This window comes from Rhizobium sp. LjRoot98 (genome assembly GCF_964252935.1).
GTDB lineage: Bacteria > Pseudomonadota > Alphaproteobacteria > Rhizobiales > Rhizobiaceae > Pararhizobium.
In genome coordinates this window covers 991,062-1,010,218 of the sequence record NZ_CAXUPW020000001.1, presented here as the reverse complement: position 1 = coordinate 1,010,218, position 19,157 = coordinate 991,062, and the positions used below count along the sequence as shown (strand labels likewise).

At 59.8% G+C, this 19,157-nt stretch carries 19 protein-coding genes; 18 read left to right on the top strand and 1 reads right to left on the bottom strand.

All coding sequences use genetic code 11. The features are described 5' to 3' along the window. The first annotated feature begins 204 nt into the window (after positions 1-204). The 7 genes from ACSQ3J_RS04945 (at position 205) to ACSQ3J_RS04915 (ending at position 7,530) form a co-directional block, all read left to right on the top strand. Positions 205-1,017, top strand: coding sequence for a DeoR/GlpR family DNA-binding transcription regulator (locus tag ACSQ3J_RS04945; RefSeq protein ID WP_037105479.1), 813 nt, complete (start codon positions 205-207; stop codon positions 1,015-1,017). A 122-nt stretch (positions 1,018-1,139) separates the two neighbouring features. Next, positions 1,140-2,129 (top strand): rhamnose ABC transporter substrate-binding protein, encoded by a 990-nt coding sequence (gene rhaS / locus ACSQ3J_RS04940; RefSeq protein ID WP_060500282.1) that lies wholly within the window; start codon positions 1,140-1,142, stop codon positions 2,127-2,129. Between the two features lie 229 nt (positions 2,130-2,358). Beyond that, positions 2,359-3,855 carry a sugar ABC transporter ATP-binding protein gene (locus ACSQ3J_RS04935; protein ID WP_060500280.1) on the top strand — a complete coding sequence of 499 codons (1,497 nt, stop codon included), beginning with the start codon at positions 2,359-2,361 and terminating at the stop codon, positions 3,853-3,855. Then, on the top strand, positions 3,852-4,832 hold the full coding sequence (locus ACSQ3J_RS04930; RefSeq protein WP_060500278.1) for an ABC transporter permease: 981 nt from the start codon (positions 3,852-3,854) through the stop codon (positions 4,830-4,832). Before ACSQ3J_RS04935 ends, ACSQ3J_RS04930 begins: the two co-directional genes overlap by 4 nt. Then, complete coding sequence (locus ACSQ3J_RS04925; protein ID WP_060500276.1) at positions 4,832-5,836, top strand: ABC transporter permease; 1,005 nt, start codon at positions 4,832-4,834, stop codon at positions 5,834-5,836. Before ACSQ3J_RS04930 ends, ACSQ3J_RS04925 begins: the two co-directional genes overlap by 1 nt. Before the next feature lie 7 nt (positions 5,837-5,843). Next, on the top strand, positions 5,844-6,158 hold the full coding sequence (gene rhaM / locus ACSQ3J_RS04920; protein ID WP_060500274.1) for an L-rhamnose mutarotase: 315 nt from the start codon (positions 5,844-5,846) through the stop codon (positions 6,156-6,158). 4 nt (positions 6,159-6,162) lie between these two features. Further along, on the top strand, positions 6,163-7,530 hold the full coding sequence (locus ACSQ3J_RS04915) for an FGGY-family carbohydrate kinase (protein WP_060500272.1): 1,368 nt from the start codon (positions 6,163-6,165) through the stop codon (positions 7,528-7,530). Positions 7,531-7,555: 25 nt separating this feature from the next. Here the strand turns inward: ACSQ3J_RS04915 and ACSQ3J_RS04910 are convergent, their stop codons facing one another. Further along, a complete protein-coding gene (locus tag ACSQ3J_RS04910; RefSeq protein WP_200954867.1) occupies positions 7,556-7,870 on the bottom strand; it encodes an ArsR/SmtB family transcription factor in 315 nt (104 codons plus the stop codon). A 132-nt stretch (positions 7,871-8,002) separates the two neighbouring features. Here ACSQ3J_RS04910 and ACSQ3J_RS04905 point away from each other — a divergent pair, with 132 nt between their 5' ends. The 11 genes from ACSQ3J_RS04905 to cheT all read left to right on the top strand — a co-directional run bounded on the left by ACSQ3J_RS04905 (position 8,003) and on the right by cheT (position 18,953). Further along, complete coding sequence (locus ACSQ3J_RS04905) at positions 8,003-9,439, top strand: MFS transporter (protein WP_060501328.1); 1,437 nt, start codon at positions 8,003-8,005, stop codon at positions 9,437-9,439. Between the two features lie 918 nt (positions 9,440-10,357). Beyond that, a complete protein-coding gene (locus ACSQ3J_RS04900) occupies positions 10,358-11,992 on the top strand; it encodes a globin-coupled sensor protein (RefSeq protein ID WP_436038766.1) in 1,635 nt (544 codons plus the stop codon). Between the two features lie 133 nt (positions 11,993-12,125). Continuing rightward, complete coding sequence (locus ACSQ3J_RS04895; RefSeq protein ID WP_037105515.1) at positions 12,126-12,419, top strand: STAS domain-containing protein; 294 nt, start codon at positions 12,126-12,128, stop codon at positions 12,417-12,419. Between the two features lie 3 nt (positions 12,420-12,422). Further along, complete coding sequence (gene cheY1, locus ACSQ3J_RS04890) at positions 12,423-12,788, top strand: chemotaxis response regulator CheY1 (protein ID WP_037105517.1); 366 nt, start codon at positions 12,423-12,425, stop codon at positions 12,786-12,788. 16 nt (positions 12,789-12,804) lie between these two features. Next, positions 12,805-15,081, top strand: a complete 2,277-nt coding sequence (locus ACSQ3J_RS04885) for a chemotaxis protein CheA (protein WP_060500270.1) — start codon at positions 12,805-12,807, stop codon at positions 15,079-15,081. A gap of 4 nt (positions 15,082-15,085) precedes the next feature. Then, positions 15,086-15,553: a chemotaxis protein CheW gene (locus ACSQ3J_RS04880; protein WP_060500267.1), complete on the top strand. Its 468-nt coding sequence runs from the start codon at positions 15,086-15,088 to the stop codon at positions 15,551-15,553. Beyond that, positions 15,550-16,458, top strand: a complete 909-nt coding sequence (gene cheR / locus ACSQ3J_RS04875; protein WP_060500265.1) for a protein-glutamate O-methyltransferase CheR — start codon at positions 15,550-15,552, stop codon at positions 16,456-16,458. The genes ACSQ3J_RS04880 and cheR overlap by 4 nt, the downstream gene beginning before the upstream one ends. Beyond that, on the top strand, positions 16,455-17,510 hold the full coding sequence (locus ACSQ3J_RS04870) for a protein-glutamate methylesterase/protein-glutamine glutaminase (RefSeq protein WP_060500263.1): 1,056 nt from the start codon (positions 16,455-16,457) through the stop codon (positions 17,508-17,510). The genes cheR and ACSQ3J_RS04870 overlap by 4 nt, the downstream gene beginning before the upstream one ends. Next, a complete protein-coding gene (locus ACSQ3J_RS04865) occupies positions 17,510-17,899 on the top strand; it encodes a response regulator (protein ID WP_436038761.1) in 390 nt (129 codons plus the stop codon). The genes ACSQ3J_RS04870 and ACSQ3J_RS04865 overlap by 1 nt, the downstream gene beginning before the upstream one ends. Further along, entirely contained in the window at positions 17,896-18,450 is a 555-nt protein-coding gene (cheD, locus tag ACSQ3J_RS04860) for a chemoreceptor glutamine deamidase CheD (RefSeq protein WP_037105537.1), read from the top strand. Before ACSQ3J_RS04865 ends, cheD begins: the two co-directional genes overlap by 4 nt. Before the next feature lie 110 nt (positions 18,451-18,560). Further along, the gene (cheT, locus tag ACSQ3J_RS04855) at positions 18,561-18,953 is read left to right on the top strand and encodes a chemotaxis protein CheT (RefSeq protein ID WP_060500261.1); all 393 of its coding nucleotides are present in this window, start codon (positions 18,561-18,563) and stop codon (positions 18,951-18,953) included. Positions 18,954-19,157: the final 204 nt, after the last annotated feature.

Below are 19,157 nucleotides of genomic sequence, written 5' to 3'. Positions count from 1 at the left end.
CTCCCGGTCAATTTTGCGCTGGCCTGCTGGATTTTGCGGGGCAAAGGGCGCATTCGTTGCGATCAGATCACACAAAATTCGGCCGCATGTCAATCATAAACGATCAAAAACAATCATATTGCACTGCACAATGAAAAAATATGATTGTTTGTGATTGACAATGCGCGGTCATGATGGAAGCATAGACAATATTGGAGGAACCTAATGCACGAGAAAGAGCGACACAGGATCATTCTGTCAGCGGTCCAGGACAAGCCGGTCATCACCGTGCCTGAACTGGTCGATCTGACCGATAGTTCTGAAGCGACGATCCGCAGGGATATCGCGGCGCTGCATGTGCAAAAACGCCTGCGCCGGGTGCGCGGTGGTGCTGAAGCGATCAATCCACCGCAGTTCGTCGGCCTTGCCGGCCGCCCGTTCAGTGTCAACGAGGGCTTGCATGCCCGCCAGAAGCAGGCGATTGCCAAGGAGGCCGTGGCGCTCTGTCAGGATGGCGAGCCGATCATCATCAATGGCGGCACCACGACATTCCAGATGGTGCATTTCCTCGCCAATCGCCGCATGCAGGTGTTCACCAACTCCTTTCCGATTGCCGAGCACCTGCTCAAGCACTCAAAGAACACCGTGATGCTCTCCGGCGGCACGATCTACCGGGAGCAGAACATCATCCTCAGCCCGTTCGATAATGACGTGACGCGCAATTTTTATGCGCGCCGCATGTTCATGGGTGCGCAGGGGCTCGGCCCGCTCGGCCTGATGGAAGGCGATCCGCTGCTCATCCAGGCGGAGCAGAAGCTGATCGACCAGGCCGATGAACTCGTTGTCCTGATCGACTCGTCGAAATTTCACAAACGTTCCAGCCTCATTCTGTGTGGGCTGAAGCGCATCACCACGGTGATCACGGATTCGGGCATCGAGGACCGGCATGTCCAGATGCTCGAAGATGCAGGCGTCGGCTTGGTCATCGCCAATACGCGCTCGGGCATTGTTGAAGAGAATGCTTCCTCGTCGGCATAAGGTCGGCGGGAGGAGGGGAGTGGGAACCGCCGATGGCATCAAGCCGGCTGGCAAAGTTTTGAGAGCATACGGCCGAATGAACGCGATCATTGTGACCGCGCGGCTTCAGGGAGGAGAACGTCATGAAAATTTTCAAGGCATTGATGGTCACGACAGCGGTTTCGCTGGCACTGATGACAAGCGCGGCGCATGCGGAAAACAAGAAGATCGCCTTGGTCGTCAAGGCGCTCGGCATCGGCTTCTTTGAAGCGGCCAACAAGGGCGCCCAGGAAGCGGCCAAGGAACTCGGCGATGTCGAGGTGATCTACACCGGCCCGACGACGACGACGGCCGAAGGCCAGATCGAGGTCATCAACTCGCTGATCGCCCAGAAGGTCGATGCGATTGCAGTTTCGGCCAACGACACCGATGCCCTGGTTCCGGCGCTGAAGAAGGCCATGGACCGCGGCATCAAGGTCATTTCCTGGGATTCGGGTGTCGCCAAGGAAGGACGTTCGATGCACCTGAACCCGTCGTCCAGCCCGCTGATCGGCAATATGATCATCAAGCTTGCCGCCGACCAGCTGCCGGATGGCGGTGACGTCGCCGTTCTCTCTGCAACGGCCACCTCGACCAATCAGAATACCTGGATCGAGGAAATGAAGAAGGTTCAGGGCAACTACAAGGGCATCAATGTCGTTGCCACCGTTTACGGTGATGACCTTGCCGACAAGTCCTATCGCGAAACGCAGGGTCTCATTCAGTCCTACCCGAACCTCAAGGCGATCATCGCTCCGACCTCCGTCGGCATCGTTGCGGCAGCGCAGGCCGTTGAAGACGCGGGTAAGGTCGGCCAGATCAACGTCACCGGTCTCGGCCTTCCCTCGGAAATGGCGGGCCACGTCAAGGCCGGTTCGTCGAAGTCCTTCGCCATCTGGAACCCGATCGACCTCGGCTATTCCGCCACCATGATCGCCTATGACCTGATCGGCGGTGCGGAAGCAAAGCCGGGCGCCGAACTGAAGATGGGCCGCATGGGCACCGTCAAGCTCGACGACAACAACGAAGGCGCCATGGCCGACCCGTTCGTCTACGATGCCAAGAACGTCGAAGAGTTCGCCAAGATCTTCTGATTTTTGAAGGCCTACTCGCAGGCTGATGCCCCTCATCCGCCCTGTCGGGCACCTTCTCCCCGTAAACGGGGAGAAGGAACAAGCGGCGGCCTCGGTCATCCCCTCTCCCCGCCTGCGGGGAGAGGGCTAGGGTGAGGGGCAATCGCGCAAGCGATAGCCTGCCGATAATTTTCAATTTCAAATCACACCGGTGGATTGCCTCTTGCTGCAGGAAACGACCACATCGCGGATGAAACCCGCTGTCGCGCTTGAGGGCATTTCCAAGTCCTTTCCGGGCGTTAAAGCGCTGTCCGGCGTCTCGCTCGCCTTGTATCCCGGCTCCGTCACGGCGCTGATCGGCGAAAACGGCGCGGGTAAGTCGACGCTCGTGAAAATCCTCACCGGCATCTACCAGCCGGACGGCGGCACGATCCGGGTTAATGGGGAAGGAACCCATTTCCCGACGGCCATGGCCGCCGCACACGCCGGTGTCACGGCGATCCATCAGGAAACCGTGCTGTTCGATGAACTGTCGGTCGCTGAAAACATCTTCCTCGGCCATGCGCCGCGCGGCCGTTTCGGGCTGATCGACTGGACGACGCTCAATAACAATGCCCGTGACCTGCTGCGCCGTGTCGGTGCGGATATCGATCCGACCATCCGGCTGCGCGACCTCGGCATTGCCAACAAGCATATGGTGGCGATTGCCCGCGCCCTGTCGATCGACGCCAGCGTCGTGATCATGGACGAGCCGACGGCTGCCCTGTCGCACAAGGAAATCCATGAGCTTTATGAACTGATCGACCGGCTAAAAGCAGACGGCAAGGCGATCCTGTTCATCAGCCACAAGTTCGATGAAATCTTCCGCATTGCCGACCGCTACACCGTATTCCGTGATGGTGGCATGGTCGGCGAGGGGTTGATTGCCGACGTCACCCAGGATCAGCTGGTCAAAATGATGGTCGGCCGCGATGTCGGTCAGGTCTTCCCGAAGGTCGATGTCGATATCGGCGAACCGGTGCTGACGGTTTCGGGCTACCGTCATCCGACTGAATTCGAAGACATCAATTTCGAGCTGCGCCGCGGCGAAATCCTTGGTTTCTACGGTCTGATCGGTGCGGGCCGCTCCGAATTCATGCAGTCGCTGATCGGTATCACCCGGCCATCCGCGGGTGCGGTCAAACTTCACGGCGAAGTGCTGGTCATCCGATCTCCCGCCGAGGCGATCGAGGCCGGTATCGTTTACGTACCGGAGGAGCGCGGCCGTCAAGGCGCGATCATCGGCCTGCCGATCTTCCAGAACGTCACGCTGCCTTCGCTGCAGAAGACTTCACGGGCCGGTTTCCTGAAGCTCGCCAATGAGTTTGCCCTGGCGCGCGACTATACGCAGCGCCTCGATCTTCGCGCTGCCTCGCTCGATCAGGATGTCGGCACACTGTCAGGCGGTAACCAGCAGAAGGTGGTGATCGCCAAATGGCTGGCGACGCAGCCGAAAGTGATCATCCTCGATGAACCGACAAAGGGCATCGATATCGGCTCCAAGGCTGCGGTGCATGCCTTCATGAGCGAACTGGCAGGGCAGGGATTGAGTGTCATCATGGTCTCCTCGGAAATTCCCGAAATCATGGGCATGGCCGACCGGGTCATCGTCATGCGCGAAGGCCGCATTGCCGGGCGTTTTGAGCGTGCCGAACTGACGGCTGAAAAGCTGGTGCGGGCCGCCGCTGGCATCGGGGAGGCTGCGTGATGGCAAAATTGTTGAAGAACCGCGAAATCCTGCTGGTCGTCGCCATCGCTATATTGCTTGCGGCGATTACCCTGCGTTTCCCAGGCTTTATCGCGCCTGCCAATCTGGCGCGTGTCTATAATGACACGTCGATCCTGATCATTCTGGCGCTCGGCCAGATGGCCGTCATTCTGACGCGCTGCATCGATCTGTCGATGGCGGCCAATCTGGCGCTGTGCGGCATGGTCGCCGCCATGCTCAATGCGGCGTTTCCGGGCATTCCGATTCCGCTGGTCATTTTGGTGGTTGTGGCCCTTGGCGCTCTCCTCGGTTCGATCAATGGCCTGCTGGTCTGGAAGCTGGAAATCCCGCCGATTGTCGTGACGCTCGGAACGCTCACCATCTTTCGCGGGAGCATTTTCCTTCTGAGCAAGGGCGCGTGGATCAACGCCCATCAGATGAGCGATGCCTTCAAGGCGCTGCCACGCACATCACTGATCGGCTTTCCGGTTCTGTCCTGGCTCTCGGTTCTGGCAATCGCCGCCGTCTATATCCTGATGACGCGCACGGCGGTCGGCCGGGCTTTCTTCGCTGTCGGCGGCAATCCGCATGCGGCCGTCTATACCGGCATCGATGTCGGCCGCACGCGCTTCTTCGCCTATTGCCTGTCCGGCGGTCTCGCGGGTCTCGCCGGTTATCTCTGGGTATCGCGCTATGCCGTTGCTTACGTCGATATCGCCGCCGGTTTCGAACTCGATATCATCGCGGCCTGCGTCATTGGCGGCATTTCGATTGCCGGTGGCATCGGTTCGGTCGGCGGTGCCGTGCTCGGCGGCCTGTTCCTCGGCGTCATCAAGAATGCTCTGCCGGTCATCAATATCTCGCCCTTTGCCCAGCTGGCGATTTCCGGAACGGTGATCATCATCGCTGTTGCCGTCAACGCCCGCACCGAAAAGCGCAAGGGACGTGTCATTCTGAAGAAAGCGGAGGCGGTCTGATGGCGGAGGCGCATCTTTCACCCCGGATCATTCCGGACCGGCTGCAAAGTCGGGGCAGCCGGGCGCTAAAAAGCTGGGAGAGCCTGCTTCTGGTGGTGGCGATTGCGATTTTCGCGATCAATTCCTTCGCGTCGCCCTATTTCCTCGATCCGTGGAACCTGTCCGACGCGACGTTCAATTTCACCGAAAAGGCGTTGATTGCCTTCGCCATGGCTCTGGTCATCATTTCCGGCGAGATCGACCTCTCCGTCGCCTCGATCATCGCTTTGTCCTCGACCGCCATGGGGCTTGCCGTCACCATGGGCGCCGATATGCCGATGCTTGTCGTCGTCGGTCTCGGCACCGGTCTGCTTTGCGGTGCTATCAACGGCCTGCTGATCACCGGTCTGGGCCTGCCATCGATCGTGGTGACTATCGGCACTATGAGCCTGTTTCGCGGCCTGTCCTTCATCATATTGGGCGATCAGGCCTATACGGGCTATCCGGCCAGCTTCGCCTATTTCGGCCAAGGCTATGTTTGGTGGGTCTTCTCGTTCGAATTCGCGCTGTTCGTGTTCTTCGCAATTGTCTACAGCGTGCTGCTGCACAAGACCAATTTTGGCCGCGCCGTCTATGCCATCGGCAACAATCAGACGGCGGCGCTGTTTTCCGGCGTCCGCGTCGGCCGGGTCAAGTTCATCCTGTTCCTGCTCACGGGCCTGATGGCCGGCATTGCCTCGATCTGCCTGACCTCGCGCCTCGGCTCCACGCGTCCGTCGATCGCGCTCGGTGTCGAATTGGAAGTGGTGACAATGGTGGTGCTCGGTGGTGTCAGCATTCTCGGCGGCTCCGGTACCATTCCGGGCGTCGTGCTTGCCGCCTTCATCATGGGCATGGTCACCTTCGGCTTCGGGCTTCTCAATGTACCGGGTATCGTCATGTCGATCTTCATCGGCGTGTTGTTGATTTCCGTCATCGCATTGCCGATCCTGTGGTCACGCGCACGCCGCCGCAGGGCGCATTGAGGATATTATGGAAAAATACGCTTTTCGCATGCGGCTCAACCCAGGCATGACTGAAGAATACAAGGCGAGGCATGACGCGATCTGGCCGGAACTGTCCGCGTTGCTGGCGGAGGCCGGGGTGTCGGATTACTCGATCCATCTCGATGAAGAGACTAACCTGCTGTTCGGTGTTCTCTGGCGGCGGGATGATCACACCATGGCCGATCTGCCCAAACATCCGGTGATGCAGAAATGGTGGGCCTATATGGCTGACATCATGGAGACGAAGGCCGATAACGAACCGGTCGCCGTCCCGCTTGTTCCCGTCTTTCATATGAAGTGATCCCATGAAGACCATCGCCGTCATCGATATCGGCAAGACGAATGCCAAGGTCGCCTTGGTTGATCTCGACCGGTTCGAGGAAACGGCGGTGCGCAAGACCGCCAACGGCGTCGTGACCGAAGGTCTCTATCCGCATTTCGATGTCGAGCGCCTGTGGCGTTTCATCACCGAAAGTCTCGCCGCACTGAATGCCGAGACGCCGTTCGACGCGATCTCGGTGACCACCCATGGGGCAACAGCGGTGCTGCTCGACAAGAACGGCGATCTCGCCCTGCCACTACTGGATTATGAATTCACCGGCCCTGACACACTGTCCGGTGACTATGACAAAGTACGTCCGCTCTTTGCCGAGACCGGCGCGGCGCGGCTACCAATGGGATTGAACATCGGTGCGCAGATCTACTGGCAGGAACAGACATTCCCTGACCAGTTTGCCGATGTCGCCAGCATCCTGACCTATGCGCAATATTGGTCCTACCGGCTGACCGGTGTTCTTTCCACCGAACTGACGTCGCTCGGCTGCCATACCGATCTGTGGAATCCCTATTTTGCCGACTTCTCCACGATGGTCGACACTCGCGGCTGGCGGCCGCTGTTTGCACCCGTTCGGCGCGCCAGCGATGTTCTGGGTGGATTGACACCGCAGGCGGCGAGGGACACCGGCCTACCCATCGGTCTGCCGGTCTATTGCGGCATTCACGATTCCAATTCCTCGCTGCTTCCGCATGTGCTGACGCGGGCCGCCCCTTTCTCGGTTGTGTCCACCGGGACCTGGGTGGTGATGATGGCGATGGGCGCAAGGAAAGTGGCGCTGGACGAAGCGCGCGACACGCTGATCAACGTCAATGCGCTCGGCGATCCCGTCCCATCGGCGCGGTTCATGGGCGGACGGGCATTCTCGACGCTGATCACTGATCCGGCAGTCGCGGTTTCGGAGGATGTCGAGGCGCACGTGGCGGCTGCCCAATGGATGCTTCTGCCATCGGTGCCGGAAGGTTCGGGGCCTTTCCCGCATGCCAAGGCGCGCTGGACCTGCGACGAGGCCTCGTTGACAGGCCCGCAGCGGCTCGCCGTTGTTTCTTTCCATCTGGCGATGATGACGGCCAGTTCGCTCGAACTGATCGGCGCTCAAGGTGAGATCGTGGTCGAAGGGCCGTTTGCGGTCAATTCGAGTTATCTGCGGATGCTGAAGGCGGCGACCGGCCGGCCGGTGCTGATCGGCAGCCAGAGTGCCACCGGGACCAGCCTTGGCGCCGCCTGTCTTGCCGATGCCAGCCAGGCGCAGGCGCACACGGTGGAATTTAAAGGTTCCGTTCCTGAAACGTATGTTGCCTATGCGGCAAGCTGGATGAAACACATCCAGTCTTTATAGACGGCGCCGGGGACGCATGCGTCGCTTATGCCGATCCGGCCCTGTTGTCGGCGCAGAAGATTGCTGACAAGAGGCCCGGAAACCGCGCCTCCAGGTCATCCTGCCGCAAGGACATATAGATGACCCGGCCCTCCGGCCGTTGCCGGATGACCCCGGCCTCGCGCAGCACGCGCCAATGATGCGTCATCGTCGATTTCGAAACATCGGTCACGAAATCGCTGCAGATACACTCGCCGAGCGCAATCTGTTTGACCGCGGCCAGCCGGATGGGGTTTCCCAGAGCCAAAAGGATGTCGGGCAGGCGAAGGTCTTCACGCGTGGGATGATGGTCGTTCATCATGCGAAGATAATAAACAGTTCGCGTACAGTCAAACTTTTTGACTGCGTCACGTTGACAATTGTACGATTCTATCCGTACTATCAAATCATCAAGACTGCGCAGCCTTGCTCCCGCAACAAAGAGATATCCATCATGTCACCATCACCCGCAACCGGCGGTCACCGGCGGCTGGGCTGGACATTGTTCCTGCTCGCCTTTGCCCAGCTCGTCATCGCTGTCGACTATAATATCGTCTTCGTCGCATTGCCTGACATCGGCGCGCAACTTGGTTTCTCGCGCCAGACCCTGCAATGGGTAGTCAGCGCCTATGGTGTCGCCTTTGGCGGCTTCCTGCTTCTGGGCGGCCGCGCCGCCGACCTTCTCGGCCGCCGCCGTATCTTCATCTTTGCCCTCGCGCTGTACGGCGTATCCTCGCTGGTCGGTGGTTTGGCGGCAAGTCCAAGTGCCATGATCATCGCCCGGGCCATCCAGGGTGTCGGCGGCGCCTTGCTGTTTCCCGCAACCCTGTCTCTCGTCACCACATTGTTTGCCGAGGGGCGAGAACGCAACCGCGCCCTGGCGATCTGGGGCGGTGCCGGTGCTTCCGGCCTGACGGTCGGCGCTCTTCTCGGCGGCATCCTCACCAGTGCTTATGGCTGGCCTGCCGTGTTTTACGTCAACGTGCCACTCGTTGTCATCATCATCGCCGGTGCCCTGATCGTCATGCCGCGTGATGTCAGCCAGGGCTCGCATCGCAGCTTCGATCTTCCGGGTGCGCTGACCGCGACAATCGGCATTACGCTGCTGGTTTACGTCCTCGTTGAAGGGCCGGAAGTTGGCTGGGCGTCGTCTTCGATCCTGGTGGCTCTGGTTGCCGGTCTGATCCTGCTGGCAGCCTTCTTCGTCATCGAAGCCCGCAGCGATGATCCGCTGATGCCATTGCGGCTGTTGTCCAACCGCTACGCGCTGGCGGGCATGCTGCTGACGCTGTTCTTCGGCGCCACCTTGGGTGCGTTGCCCTACTTCGAGACCGTCCTTTTCCAGGGCATGCTCGGCTTTGACGCCCTGTGGACTGGCCTGGCCTTCCTCGTTCCAGCCATTGCCATCTTCGTGGGCACGCAACTGGGCGAGCGCATGGCGACGGGCTCGGGCGTTCGCACAAGCCTGGTGATCGGCCAGGTCCTCAGCGTCGCCGGCATGGTTGCGTTCGCCTACGGGATTTCGCCGGAATGGGGCTATGCGGGGCTTGTCCCGGGCATGGCTGTGCTCGGTGTCGGCCAGGGCATGGTGTGGACTGCCATGTGGATCGTCTCGGCAACTGGGGTTGCGCAGGAGGAACAGGGCGTGGCGTCGGGCATGGCATCGACCAGCCTGCAGGTTGGATTGGCCGTCGGCCTCGCCATTCTGGTTGCTGTCGCCAACGGCGTCGGCGAAGCGACCGGCCAAACGGCCGTGGCCGGGCTGATCGAAGGGACCCGGTTCGCCGTCTATCTGGCTGCTGTGGGAACCGTTTTGGGGCTGATCGTTGCCCTGACACTGCCGCGCCGTGCCGAAATCCCGGCAGGCGCGCAATACGCTCCAGCCGAATGACCCTGCGGCCCGCCCTTCGGGGCGGGTCTCACCGGCTGTAGCGTTGGCGCTCAAGGAACCGTGGGAAAACGAGGGGCAAACTGGCGGCTGCAGCCTTCAAGGTCTGCGGCACTTCGCGTGTCCAAGGACACGCAACAATACGGCATGTCCTGCAACACAAATATGCTGCCGGACCGACGTATGATTTGACTATATCCTAGAAGATCCGGGCGTTCACAGATTTGCTATCATCCTCGATAGTCAGGAGGATGGAGACTGCTGCCAGTGTCAGGGTGGCGATAAGCGTAGCGCTTAGTCCCAGAACAATCATTGCCCGTTCCTTCTACGTCATCATCATGATGCCGCTTCACCTTGGCCGGCTATGCTTGCGTATGGCTTGTGCCGGTCAGAATAGGCAGTAGTTAATGGCGGGGTGTCTCAAGTTCAACTGCCAAGTTTTACCATTGAAAACCTGTTGTTTCTCCAATGCCGCACAAACCCCCGTTTCACAGGCGGTTGCGCCCCGTGAAGGCAATATGCCGCCAATTTTAGTGAAAGAAGATACGGACTATCAACCGTTAACCTTCAAGCAAGGAATTAACCATAAACATGGTCGTACACGTTGGAGTGGGAAAATCTACTTCCCCGCAAGGCATGACGCCGTACCGACGAACCGGTTCTGACCCGGTATGCACTTTCACCGGATATTTCTTGGGAACGAAGCGGCCGATCGCCGTGGCCAGCCGGCAATAGCCGTCGCCACTTGGCGTCTTGCAAGACGGCATGCTTGGGCAAAGCCCCTTTCGAACATCCGGTGACGAGTGGATGCACTGTGCGCCGTTCACGGCATGCGGACATGCCGCAAGAGTTTGATTTTCTACAGGATACCTCTGAAAGCCATGCGGTTTGCAGAGATGAGATACCGGACCGGGGAAAAGCGTGAGGCAGGAAACATTGCCAGATCAGACGAGGAAAGCTCAGGCAGGCAGCCTGCTGGAGCGCTTGCGTTTTGCCGGGCTTGATGAAGACCAGACCGACGTTTTGCGAAAACACCGCCAGTCGCTTGGAACAGAGGTCGAGCTTGCGTTGCGCGACCTGTTCCAGCGTCTTCAGACCTTTCCGGATGCCGCGCGCCATTTCACCAGCGACCGCCAGATCGACCGGCTGCATGACCTCCAGTCGTCGCATTGGAGCGTGCTGACCGACGCCCGCTTCGACAGCCTCTATGCCGAGCGCGTCAAGGTATTGTCGGATACCGAAAGCAAGATGGGCCTTGACCCGCGCTGGCAGATTGCCGGCCATTCGGTTGTGCTCGAACGCCTGATCTGTTCGATGATCGAGCAGTTCTGGCCGAAATCGATGCTGTCGCTTGGCAAGGCGAGCAGGAAGGAATTGACGGATCTCGTCGCTGCCCTCGTCCGCACCGTGTTCGTCGATACCGAGATTTCCGTTTCCCTGCGCTTCAACGAACAGCGCCACAGCCACCAGCGCCAGCTGGCCGAACAGCGCAAGGCAGGCGAAGCCGAGGCACTGGCTCTGTTTGGCGATGTCACCCAGGCGCTTGGCCGCGGCGACCTTTCCGTCCGCACGTCCGAAGACGTGGCCACGGCATACCAGCCGTTGGCCCAGGGCCTGAATGGTGCGCTCGACGCCATCCAGAACGAATTCATCGGTCTTGCGGACCGCGCCGTCACGCTCGAAACATCGTCGCGCAATCTTGCCGGTCAGACTGGACACTTTGCCGAGGTTGCGCAACAGCAGTCGGACGTGCTCGGCGAGACCGTCCGGTCGCTCGGTGCTATCGTCGACCGGGTCAAGCACAATGCCACCCAGACGCGGGCGGCCGAAAAGAGCGTTGCCGTGACCCGCCAGTCGGCTGAACACAGCGGCGAGATTGCCGGACAGGCCATTTCGGCGATGGCCGATATCGAAGCGTCTGCGGAAAAAATCGGACAGATCATCGGTGTCATCGATGAGATCGCTTTCCAGACCAATCTGCTGGCGCTGAATGCCGGCATCGAGGCGGCGCGTGCTGGCGAAAGCGGCCGCGGTTTTGCGGTCGTTGCCCAGGAAGTGCGCGCCTTGGCGCAGCGTTCTGGTGATGCGGCCCGTGAAATCAAGCAGCTGGTATCGAGCACCAAGTCCCAGGTCGAGGCGGGGGTCGAGCGTGTTGGCCGCACCCAGGACGCCATCAGCAATATCGTCGAGCAGGTGCGCGGCATCAATGATGCGATCGCCGGTATCGCCGAAGAAACCGCCGAACAGGTCACCGGTCTTCAGGCCGCAACATCCGATCTCGGTCGCATCGGTGCCGAAATCGGCGCCAGTGCCCAGCAGGCGGCGGGCGCCAAGGAAACTTGCGACGACTTGCATACCGTCATTCTCGAGCTCGGCCAGACCATTCGCCAGTTCCATGTCCAGCGGCAGGCGCCGAAGACCGCCTTCACATCGTCCTATTCGACGCCTGCGGTGATTGCGCCAGCCGGACGGCCGGGCGAAATCGCGGGCGAAAACAATGACGGCTTCGATGACAGTTATGGTCTTCAGGGCCGTCTTGCCGGGTGGTCGCGCTGATGCAGAGCCGTTGCAAACACACATTGCCGAGACTGGCGATCGTTGAGGGACAGTATCTGCGTTCGCGTGGGCGCACTGAAAACCAGTTGAACCATCCGTGTAAATTACTCTCAGCCAGACAAGGAAAGTAGAGATGGCAGCCAAGAAAGCCGCTCGGAAAAGTTTGAGCCTCGCTCCGGTCCTCGACCTCAACGAGGCCAACGCGCTGCATGGCAAGCTGATGGCTCTACGCGGCAATCCGCTCGCGATCGATGCATCCGCGGTCGAGCGCGTCGGAGCCCTCTGCGTTCAGGTCCTGATGGCTGGGGCAAAAAGCTGGGAAGAGGATAATCAGTCTTTCACCTTCGCCAAGGTGTCGGACGCATTTACGAAAACGACACAGCTCATCGGGGTCAATATCGACCACCTGATGGCAAAGGAGATTTGAGACATGAAAAAGAAAGTTCTCACAGTCGACGATTCCAGAACCATCCGGAACATGCTTCTGGTGACATTGAACAATGCCGGTTTCGAAACGATCCAGGCCGAAGACGGCATCGAGGGCCTCGAAGTTCTTGAAGATGCCAATCCGGATGTGATCGTCACCGACATCAACATGCCGCGTCTCGATGGCTTCGGCTTCATCGAAGGCGTGCGCAAGAACGAGAAATTCCGGGCAATCCCGATCCTGGTTCTGACAACCGAAAGCGACGCGGAAAAGAAGAACCGCGCACGCCAGGCCGGCGCGACCGGTTGGATCGTCAAGCCGTTCGATCCGACCAAGCTGATCGATGCAATCGAGCGCGTAACCGCCTAACGCCAGGATTCCCGCCATGGATATGAACGAAATCAAAGAGATTTTCTTTCAGGAATGCGAGGAGCAGCTCGCCGAACTGGAATCCGGTCTCCTGAGGCTCAATGACGGCGATCGCGATCCGGAAACGGTGAACGCGGTTTTCCGTGCGGTCCACTCCATCAAGGGTGGCGCCGGAGCGTTCGGGCTGGATGATCTGGTCTCTTTCGCGCACGTGTTCGAGACCACGCTTGATTGCGTTCGTTCCAACAAGCTGGAACCAAACCAGGATGTCCTGAAGGTCATGCTGAAATCGGCAGATGTGCTGGCCGACCTCACCAATGTCGCCCGCGACGGCGGCAGTGTCGATCAGGCGCGTTCGGCGCAACTGATCCGTGAACTTGAGGCATTGGCCAAGGGCGAGGCGCCTCCGGCGGCCGCTCCCGTCGCGGCTGCCCCGAAAGCGGTTGCGGCGCCTGTCGCGCCGGCTCCAGTCAGCAACGATGAAGGCTTCGTTCCCGTCGCCTTCTCCTTTGACGATTTCGGCGATGAAGATGAGGCTGTAGCCGATCTTCCGTCCTATGAAATTGTCTTCAAGCCGAAGTCGGAACTCTATACCAAGGGCAATGAGGCGACGCTGCTCCTGCGCGATCTCTCGCGCCTCGGTGAAATGAGCATCCATTGCAATATGGATGGCCTGCCATCCCTTGACCAGATGGATCCGGAAGCGGCCTATTTCTCCTGGAAAGTTTCGATCAAAACCGACAAGGGCGAAGATGCCATCCGTTCGGTCTTCGAATTCGCCGAGTGGGATTGCGATCTCGAAGTAACGGCGCACGAAACGGGCGAGGCTTCGGAGGCTGTCGCTGACGACCTGCCAATGCAGCCGGTGCCGTTTGACCTCTCTGCGCTCGACGACGAGCCCGATGCGCCGCTTGGCGTGGTTGAAGAAGAAGAGCAGATCGCCGCCGTGCAGGAAGCCGTCGCGGCCGCCGAAGCTGCGTCCAATGTCGTTCAGATGGCGGCCAGCGCGTCGCGTGCTCCCGCCGCTGACAAGGGTGCAGCCGCTGCCGCTGCCCAGAACAATGCCCAGCAGGCTTCGTCTGCCGCCGCTCCGACCATCCGCGTCGATCTCGATCGAGTTGACCGGCTGATCAACCTCGTCGGCGAACTGGTCATCAACCAGGCCATGCTGTCGCAGAGCGTCATCGAGAACGATTCGAACGGTGTTTCCTCGATCAATATGGGTCTCGAAGAGCTGCAGCAACTCACCCGCGAGATCCAGGACTCGGTCATGGCGATCCGCGCGCAGCCGGTGAAGCCGGTCTTCCAGCGCATGGCTCGTACTGTCCGTGAAATTGCCGATATCACTGGCAAGTCGGTCCGCCTCGTCACCGAGGGTGAAAACACTGAAGTCGACAAGACCGTCATCGACAAGCTCGCTGAACCGCTGACCCACATGATCCGCAACGCGGTCGATCACGGTCTCGAAATGCCGGAAAAGCGTATTGCCGCCGGTAAAAATGCCGAAGGCACCGTTAAGCTGACCGCGAAGCACCGCTCTGGCCGTATCGTCATCGAACTCTCCGACGACGGCGCCGGCATCAACCGCGAGAAGGTGCGCCAGAAGGCGATTGACAACGATTTGATCGCCGCCGATGCCAATCTGTCGGACGAGGAAATCGACAACCTGATTTTCCACGCCGGCTTCTCAACCGCCGACAAGGTTTCCGACCTGTCCGGCCGGGGCGTCGGCATGGACGTGGTCAAGCGCTCCATCCAGGCGCTCGGCGGGCGTATCAACATCTCGTCGAAGCCTGGCCATGGCTCGGTCTTCACCATGAGCCTGCCGCTGACGCTGGCCGTTCTCGACGGCATGGTCGTCACCGTTGCCGGCCAGACGCTGGTCGTGCCGCTGACCGCGATTGTCGAAACCTTGCAGCCGGATGCCGCAGCGATTCATTCCTTCGGTGCGACGCAGCGGTTGATCTCGATCCGCAATTCGTTCTGCCCGCTGGTCGATGTCGGCCGTATTCTGAATTTCCGTGCAACCCAGGCCAATCCGGTCGAAGGCGTCGCCCTTCTGGTGGAATCCGAAGGCGGTGGCCAGCGTGCTCTGATGGTCGATGCCATCCAGGGGCAGCGTCAGGTCGTCATCAAGAGCCTCGAGGCCAACTACACCCACGTGCCCGGCATCGCCGCCGCCACTATTCTCGGCGACGGCCGTGTAGCCCTTATTCTGGACGTCGATGCTGTTGTTGCAGCCTCGCGCGGCCAGTCCTTGCAACACGAAACATCGCTGGCCGCCGCAGGGTAAGACTATGACGTATCTGGCAAAAAGTCTGGCGAATGGCGGGCGCGAATTGATCGCGTTCCGCATGGGCAATCAGGAATTCTGCGTCAACGTTATGTCTGTACGGGAAATCCGCGGCTGGACGCCGGCGACGCCGATGCCACATGCGCCACAGTATGTTCTGGGCGTCATCAACCTGCGCGGTGCAGTGTTGCCGATCATCGATCTGTCCGCCCGTCTCGGCATGGCGCCGGCCGAGCCGACGGTACGCCACGTCATCATCGTCACGCAAGTCAAGAACCGGCTCGTCGGCCTTCTGGTCGAGGCGGTCTCCGACATCCTGACGATCAAGGACGAAGATATCCAACCGACGCCGGATATGACCTCCGAGTTCGAGCGGACATTTGCCCGCGGCATCCTGGCGATCGAAGGGCGGATGATCTGCCTGATTGAGCTTGAGGCCGTCTTTCCTCATTACGAAAGTGAAGCTGCATGAGCATGCCGGCCGCCTTTGACAGCAAGCTGCCCCCGGACGAGTGCCTGGCGAGCGGAGAATATCCGCTGACCCGCCGCGACCTCGTGGAGATCGCTGCCATGATCTATGCCGATGCCGGCATCTATCTCAATGAATCGAAGGCTTCGCTCGTTTACTCGCGGCTTTCCAAGCATATCCGCAATATCGGCCTGAAGGGTTTTCGCGAATATTGCCAGCTGGTCTCATCGCCTGCCGGTGCCGCCGAGCGCCGCGACATGCTTTCGCACCTGACGACGAATTTTACCCGCTTTTTCCGTGAGAACCACCATTTCGAGCACCTGAAATCGGACGTCCTGCCGGAACTGATCGCCCGCGCGAAGAACGGTGGCCGGGTGCGTATCTGGTCGGCTGCCTGCTCGGACGGGCAGGAGCCCTATTCGATTGCGCTGACGGTTCTGTCGATGCTGCCGAATGCGGCCGACCTCGATTTCCGTATTCTTGCAACCGATATCGATCCGAAGATTCTGGCGCTGGCCCGGGCCGGAAGCTATGACGCAACGGCTCTTGAAACCGTCAGCCCGGCCATGCGCAAGCAGTGGTTCACGGAAACCAGTGTCAACGGCCGTCAGAAATGGCAGGTCGATGACCGGGTGAAGAAGCTGATCACCTTCAACGAACTCAACCTGATGGCACAGTGGCCGTTCAAGGGCCAGTTCGACGTGATCTTCTGCCGCAACGTCGTGATCTATTTCGATGAGCCCACCCAGATGAAGATCTGGTCGCGCTTTGCCGGCATGCTGAACCCCAAGGGTCATCTCTATATCGGCCATTCCGAACGCGTGTCCGGCGACGCGAAGTCGGTGTTCGACAATATCGGCATCACCACCTATCGCTACACCGGTAAACCACATGGAGGCCGCTCATGAGTGCTGCGCGCGTTCTTGTCGTTGACGATTCGGCCACCATGCGCGGGCTGATCACGGCTATTTTGAGCAGCGATCCCGACATCCAGGTCATTGGCCAGGCGGCCGACGCCATGCAGGCGCGCCAGGCGATCAAGGATCTCGACCCGGACGTCATCACGCTCGACATCGAGATGCCCAACATGAATGGGCTGGAATTCCTCGAAAAGATCATGCGTCTGCGTCCCATGCCGGTGATCATGGTTTCGACCTTGACGCACAAGGGCGCGGAAGCCTCGCTGGCGGCTCTCGAAATCGGGGCTTTCGATTGCGTCGGCAAACCGTTGCCGGGCGATCCGCATCCGTTTCGCGATCTTGCCGAAAAGGTGAAGGCTGCGGCGCGCTCGCAGCGCAAGTTCATCATTTCCGGCAACAAGGTCGCGGCTCCAAGCGCTGCCAGCACCAATGCGGCTTCCGACTACCGGGCCGGCCGCAAGATTGTCGCGATTGGATCGTCCACCGGAGGCGTCGAAGCCCTGATCACGGTTCTGCAGAAATTCCCGGCCAATTGCCCGCCGACGGTGATCACGCAGCATATGCCGCACACATTCACCAAGAGCTTTGCCGAGCGTCTCAACCGCATCTGCGCCCCAACGGTTGCGGAAGCAACGGATGGCGCTCGGCTAGAGATCGGCAAGATCTATCTGGCCCCAGGCGGTGAACGCCACCTCCAGGTCGTCAATCCAACATCACCCAGCTGCCGCCTGCTGGACCGCGAACCGGTCAACGGTCACCGCCCGTCCGTAGATGTCTTGTTCGATTCCGTTGCGGAACTTGCAGGCCGCAACGCAGTCGGTGTGATCTTGACCGGAATGGGCCGTGATGGCGCATCCGGTCTCTTGAAAATGCGCCACGCAGGTGCCCGCACATTCGGTCAGAATGAAAAAACCTGTGTTGTGTATGGAATGCCGAGGGTTGCCTACGAACTGGGTGCCGTCGAAACACAACTCCCCCTCGGCTCAATCGGGGAAGAAGTCCTGAAAAGTACTGCCGCCCGAAGAGAAGGAAGCGAATAATGTCCCTAGCGGAAAAAATCAAAGTTCTGATCGTTGATGATCAGGTCACCAGCCGCCTGCTGCTGGGCGATGCCTTGCAGCAGCTCGGTTTCAAGCAGATCACGGTTGCCGGCGACGGCGAGCAGGGTGCCAAGATCATGGCAACGCAGCCGCATCACCTGGTGATTTCCGATTTCAACATGCCGAAGATGGACGGCCTTGGCCTGCTTGCTGCCGTGCGCAACAATCCGGCCACGAAGAAGGCCGCCTTCATCATGCTGACGGCGCAGGGCGACCGTGCATTGGTCACCAAGGCCGCAGCGCTCGGAGCCAACAATGTGCTCGCCAAGCCTTTCACCATTGAAAAGATGAAGGCCGCAATCGAAGCCGTATTTGGGGCATTGAAATGATCACTGAGGCTGCGACCAGGCGTGTGCATGTCATCCAGGGCGAATGGAAGGTGGTCAACGATCCAGATGTCGTGCTTTCGACCATCCTCGGCTCCTGCGTGGCAGCGTGCATGCGCGATCCGGTCGCAGGCGTCGGTGGCATGAACCATTTCCTTCTGCCGGGCTCGGCGGATGCCATTTCGTCGGGCGGCGATGCAACGCGTTACGGCGTGCATTTGATGGAGCTGCTGATCAACGGGCTCCTGAAGAAAGGAGCCCGCCGCGAACGGCTGGAGGCGAAAATCTTTGGTGGTGCGAAGACGATCGCCCGCTTCTCGAATGTCGGGGAGCAGAACGCGCTGTTCGCGCGCCAGTTCCTGATGGACGAGGGGATCCAGGTGGTCGGCGAGAGCACTGGTGGCGATCACGGCCGCAAGCTTGAATACTGGCCGCTGAGCGGCCGGGCCCGGCAATATGCGCTGACGGGCGTGGAAGCGCAGAAAGCCGTGGCGCAGGAGCAGCGCCCAAGGCCGGTGCCGAAGCCGGTCGACAATGCGATCGAGTTTTTCTAGCGCTTGGGTCACATTCCGGAAGCCCGGGATGTGCTTTGGCAAAGTGTTTAGCGTAGCCGTTCGGTGGGGGTAGTTCCGAACGGCATTGGTTGCCAGCGTGAGGGCGTGAAATGCTGACTGAAATGAAGAGCCATATGCCTCACGTCGATGAGGCACTCCCGGACGTGATGATGCGCATCGTTTCGGAACTCTACGATGTGGCTTATCTCATCGAGCGGATAGAGCCGATGCTCAGCGATATCCACGGCGAGGCGGTTCTGGAATCGCCTGATCGGATAAAGGTCTTGCAGGGGATCGATCTGGCCGTTCAGAAGACACGCGGGCTTGCGGAGTTCATCGACACCGTCACCGCGGCCATTCCGCAGTCGTGGCTTGTCGATGTGACCACCGCCCTCAATCTCGTCAAGCTTGCCGATATGCAGAAGTCGCTCGGCAACGGCATGCTGCGGCATGGCCATTCGCAGCCGCTGACCGAAGCTGCGGGAGATTTCGAGGCCTTTTAGCCGCGACCAACGTTTCTCTCGTGCGTTTACCGCCGCCTCGACAATCGTCTTGAGGCGGTGGTTTTGTTTTAAGCCACCTCGGACTGCCGGTGTTTTCAATCGGCGGCAAAGGTAGCACCTGTCCTAATGCTGAAGTGAATGAAGCAATCTATATCTCAGTTTTTCGCAACAATCCGTATCGCTACATACAGGTTGCGGACATAT

What these genes read in the sequence shown, in the direction of transcription:
- ACSQ3J_RS04945 (WP_037105479.1), top strand. Translation starts at nt 205, where the DNA reads ATGCACGAGAAAGAGCGACACAGGATCATTCTGTCAGCGGTCCAGGAC.
- rhaS (WP_060500282.1), top strand. Translation starts at nt 1,140, where the DNA reads ATGAAAATTTTCAAGGCATTGATGGTCACGACAGCGGTTTCGCTGGCA.
- ACSQ3J_RS04935 (WP_060500280.1), top strand. Translation starts at nt 2,359, where the DNA reads ATGAAACCCGCTGTCGCGCTTGAGGGCATTTCCAAGTCCTTTCCGGGC.
- ACSQ3J_RS04925 (WP_060500276.1), top strand. Translation starts at nt 4,832, where the DNA reads ATGGCGGAGGCGCATCTTTCACCCCGGATCATTCCGGACCGGCTGCAA.
- rhaM (WP_060500274.1), top strand. Translation starts at nt 5,844, where the DNA reads ATGGAAAAATACGCTTTTCGCATGCGGCTCAACCCAGGCATGACTGAA.
- ACSQ3J_RS04915 (WP_060500272.1), top strand. Translation starts at nt 6,163, where the DNA reads ATGAAGACCATCGCCGTCATCGATATCGGCAAGACGAATGCCAAGGTC.
- ACSQ3J_RS04910 (WP_200954867.1), bottom strand. Translation starts at nt 7,870, where the DNA reads ATGATGAACGACCATCATCCCACGCGTGAAGACCTTCGCCTGCCCGAC.
- ACSQ3J_RS04905 (WP_060501328.1), top strand. Translation starts at nt 8,003, where the DNA reads ATGTCACCATCACCCGCAACCGGCGGTCACCGGCGGCTGGGCTGGACA.
- ACSQ3J_RS04895 (WP_037105515.1), top strand. Translation starts at nt 12,126, where the DNA reads ATGGCAGCCAAGAAAGCCGCTCGGAAAAGTTTGAGCCTCGCTCCGGTC.
- cheY1 (WP_037105517.1), top strand. Translation starts at nt 12,423, where the DNA reads ATGAAAAAGAAAGTTCTCACAGTCGACGATTCCAGAACCATCCGGAAC.
- ACSQ3J_RS04885 (WP_060500270.1), top strand. Translation starts at nt 12,805, where the DNA reads ATGGATATGAACGAAATCAAAGAGATTTTCTTTCAGGAATGCGAGGAG.
- ACSQ3J_RS04880 (WP_060500267.1), top strand. Translation starts at nt 15,086, where the DNA reads ATGACGTATCTGGCAAAAAGTCTGGCGAATGGCGGGCGCGAATTGATC.
- cheR (WP_060500265.1), top strand. Translation starts at nt 15,550, where the DNA reads ATGAGCATGCCGGCCGCCTTTGACAGCAAGCTGCCCCCGGACGAGTGC.
- ACSQ3J_RS04870 (WP_060500263.1), top strand. Translation starts at nt 16,455, where the DNA reads ATGAGTGCTGCGCGCGTTCTTGTCGTTGACGATTCGGCCACCATGCGC.
- ACSQ3J_RS04865 (WP_436038761.1), top strand. Translation starts at nt 17,510, where the DNA reads ATGTCCCTAGCGGAAAAAATCAAAGTTCTGATCGTTGATGATCAGGTC.
- cheD (WP_037105537.1), top strand. Translation starts at nt 17,896, where the DNA reads ATGATCACTGAGGCTGCGACCAGGCGTGTGCATGTCATCCAGGGCGAA.
- cheT (WP_060500261.1), top strand. Translation starts at nt 18,561, where the DNA reads ATGCTGACTGAAATGAAGAGCCATATGCCTCACGTCGATGAGGCACTC.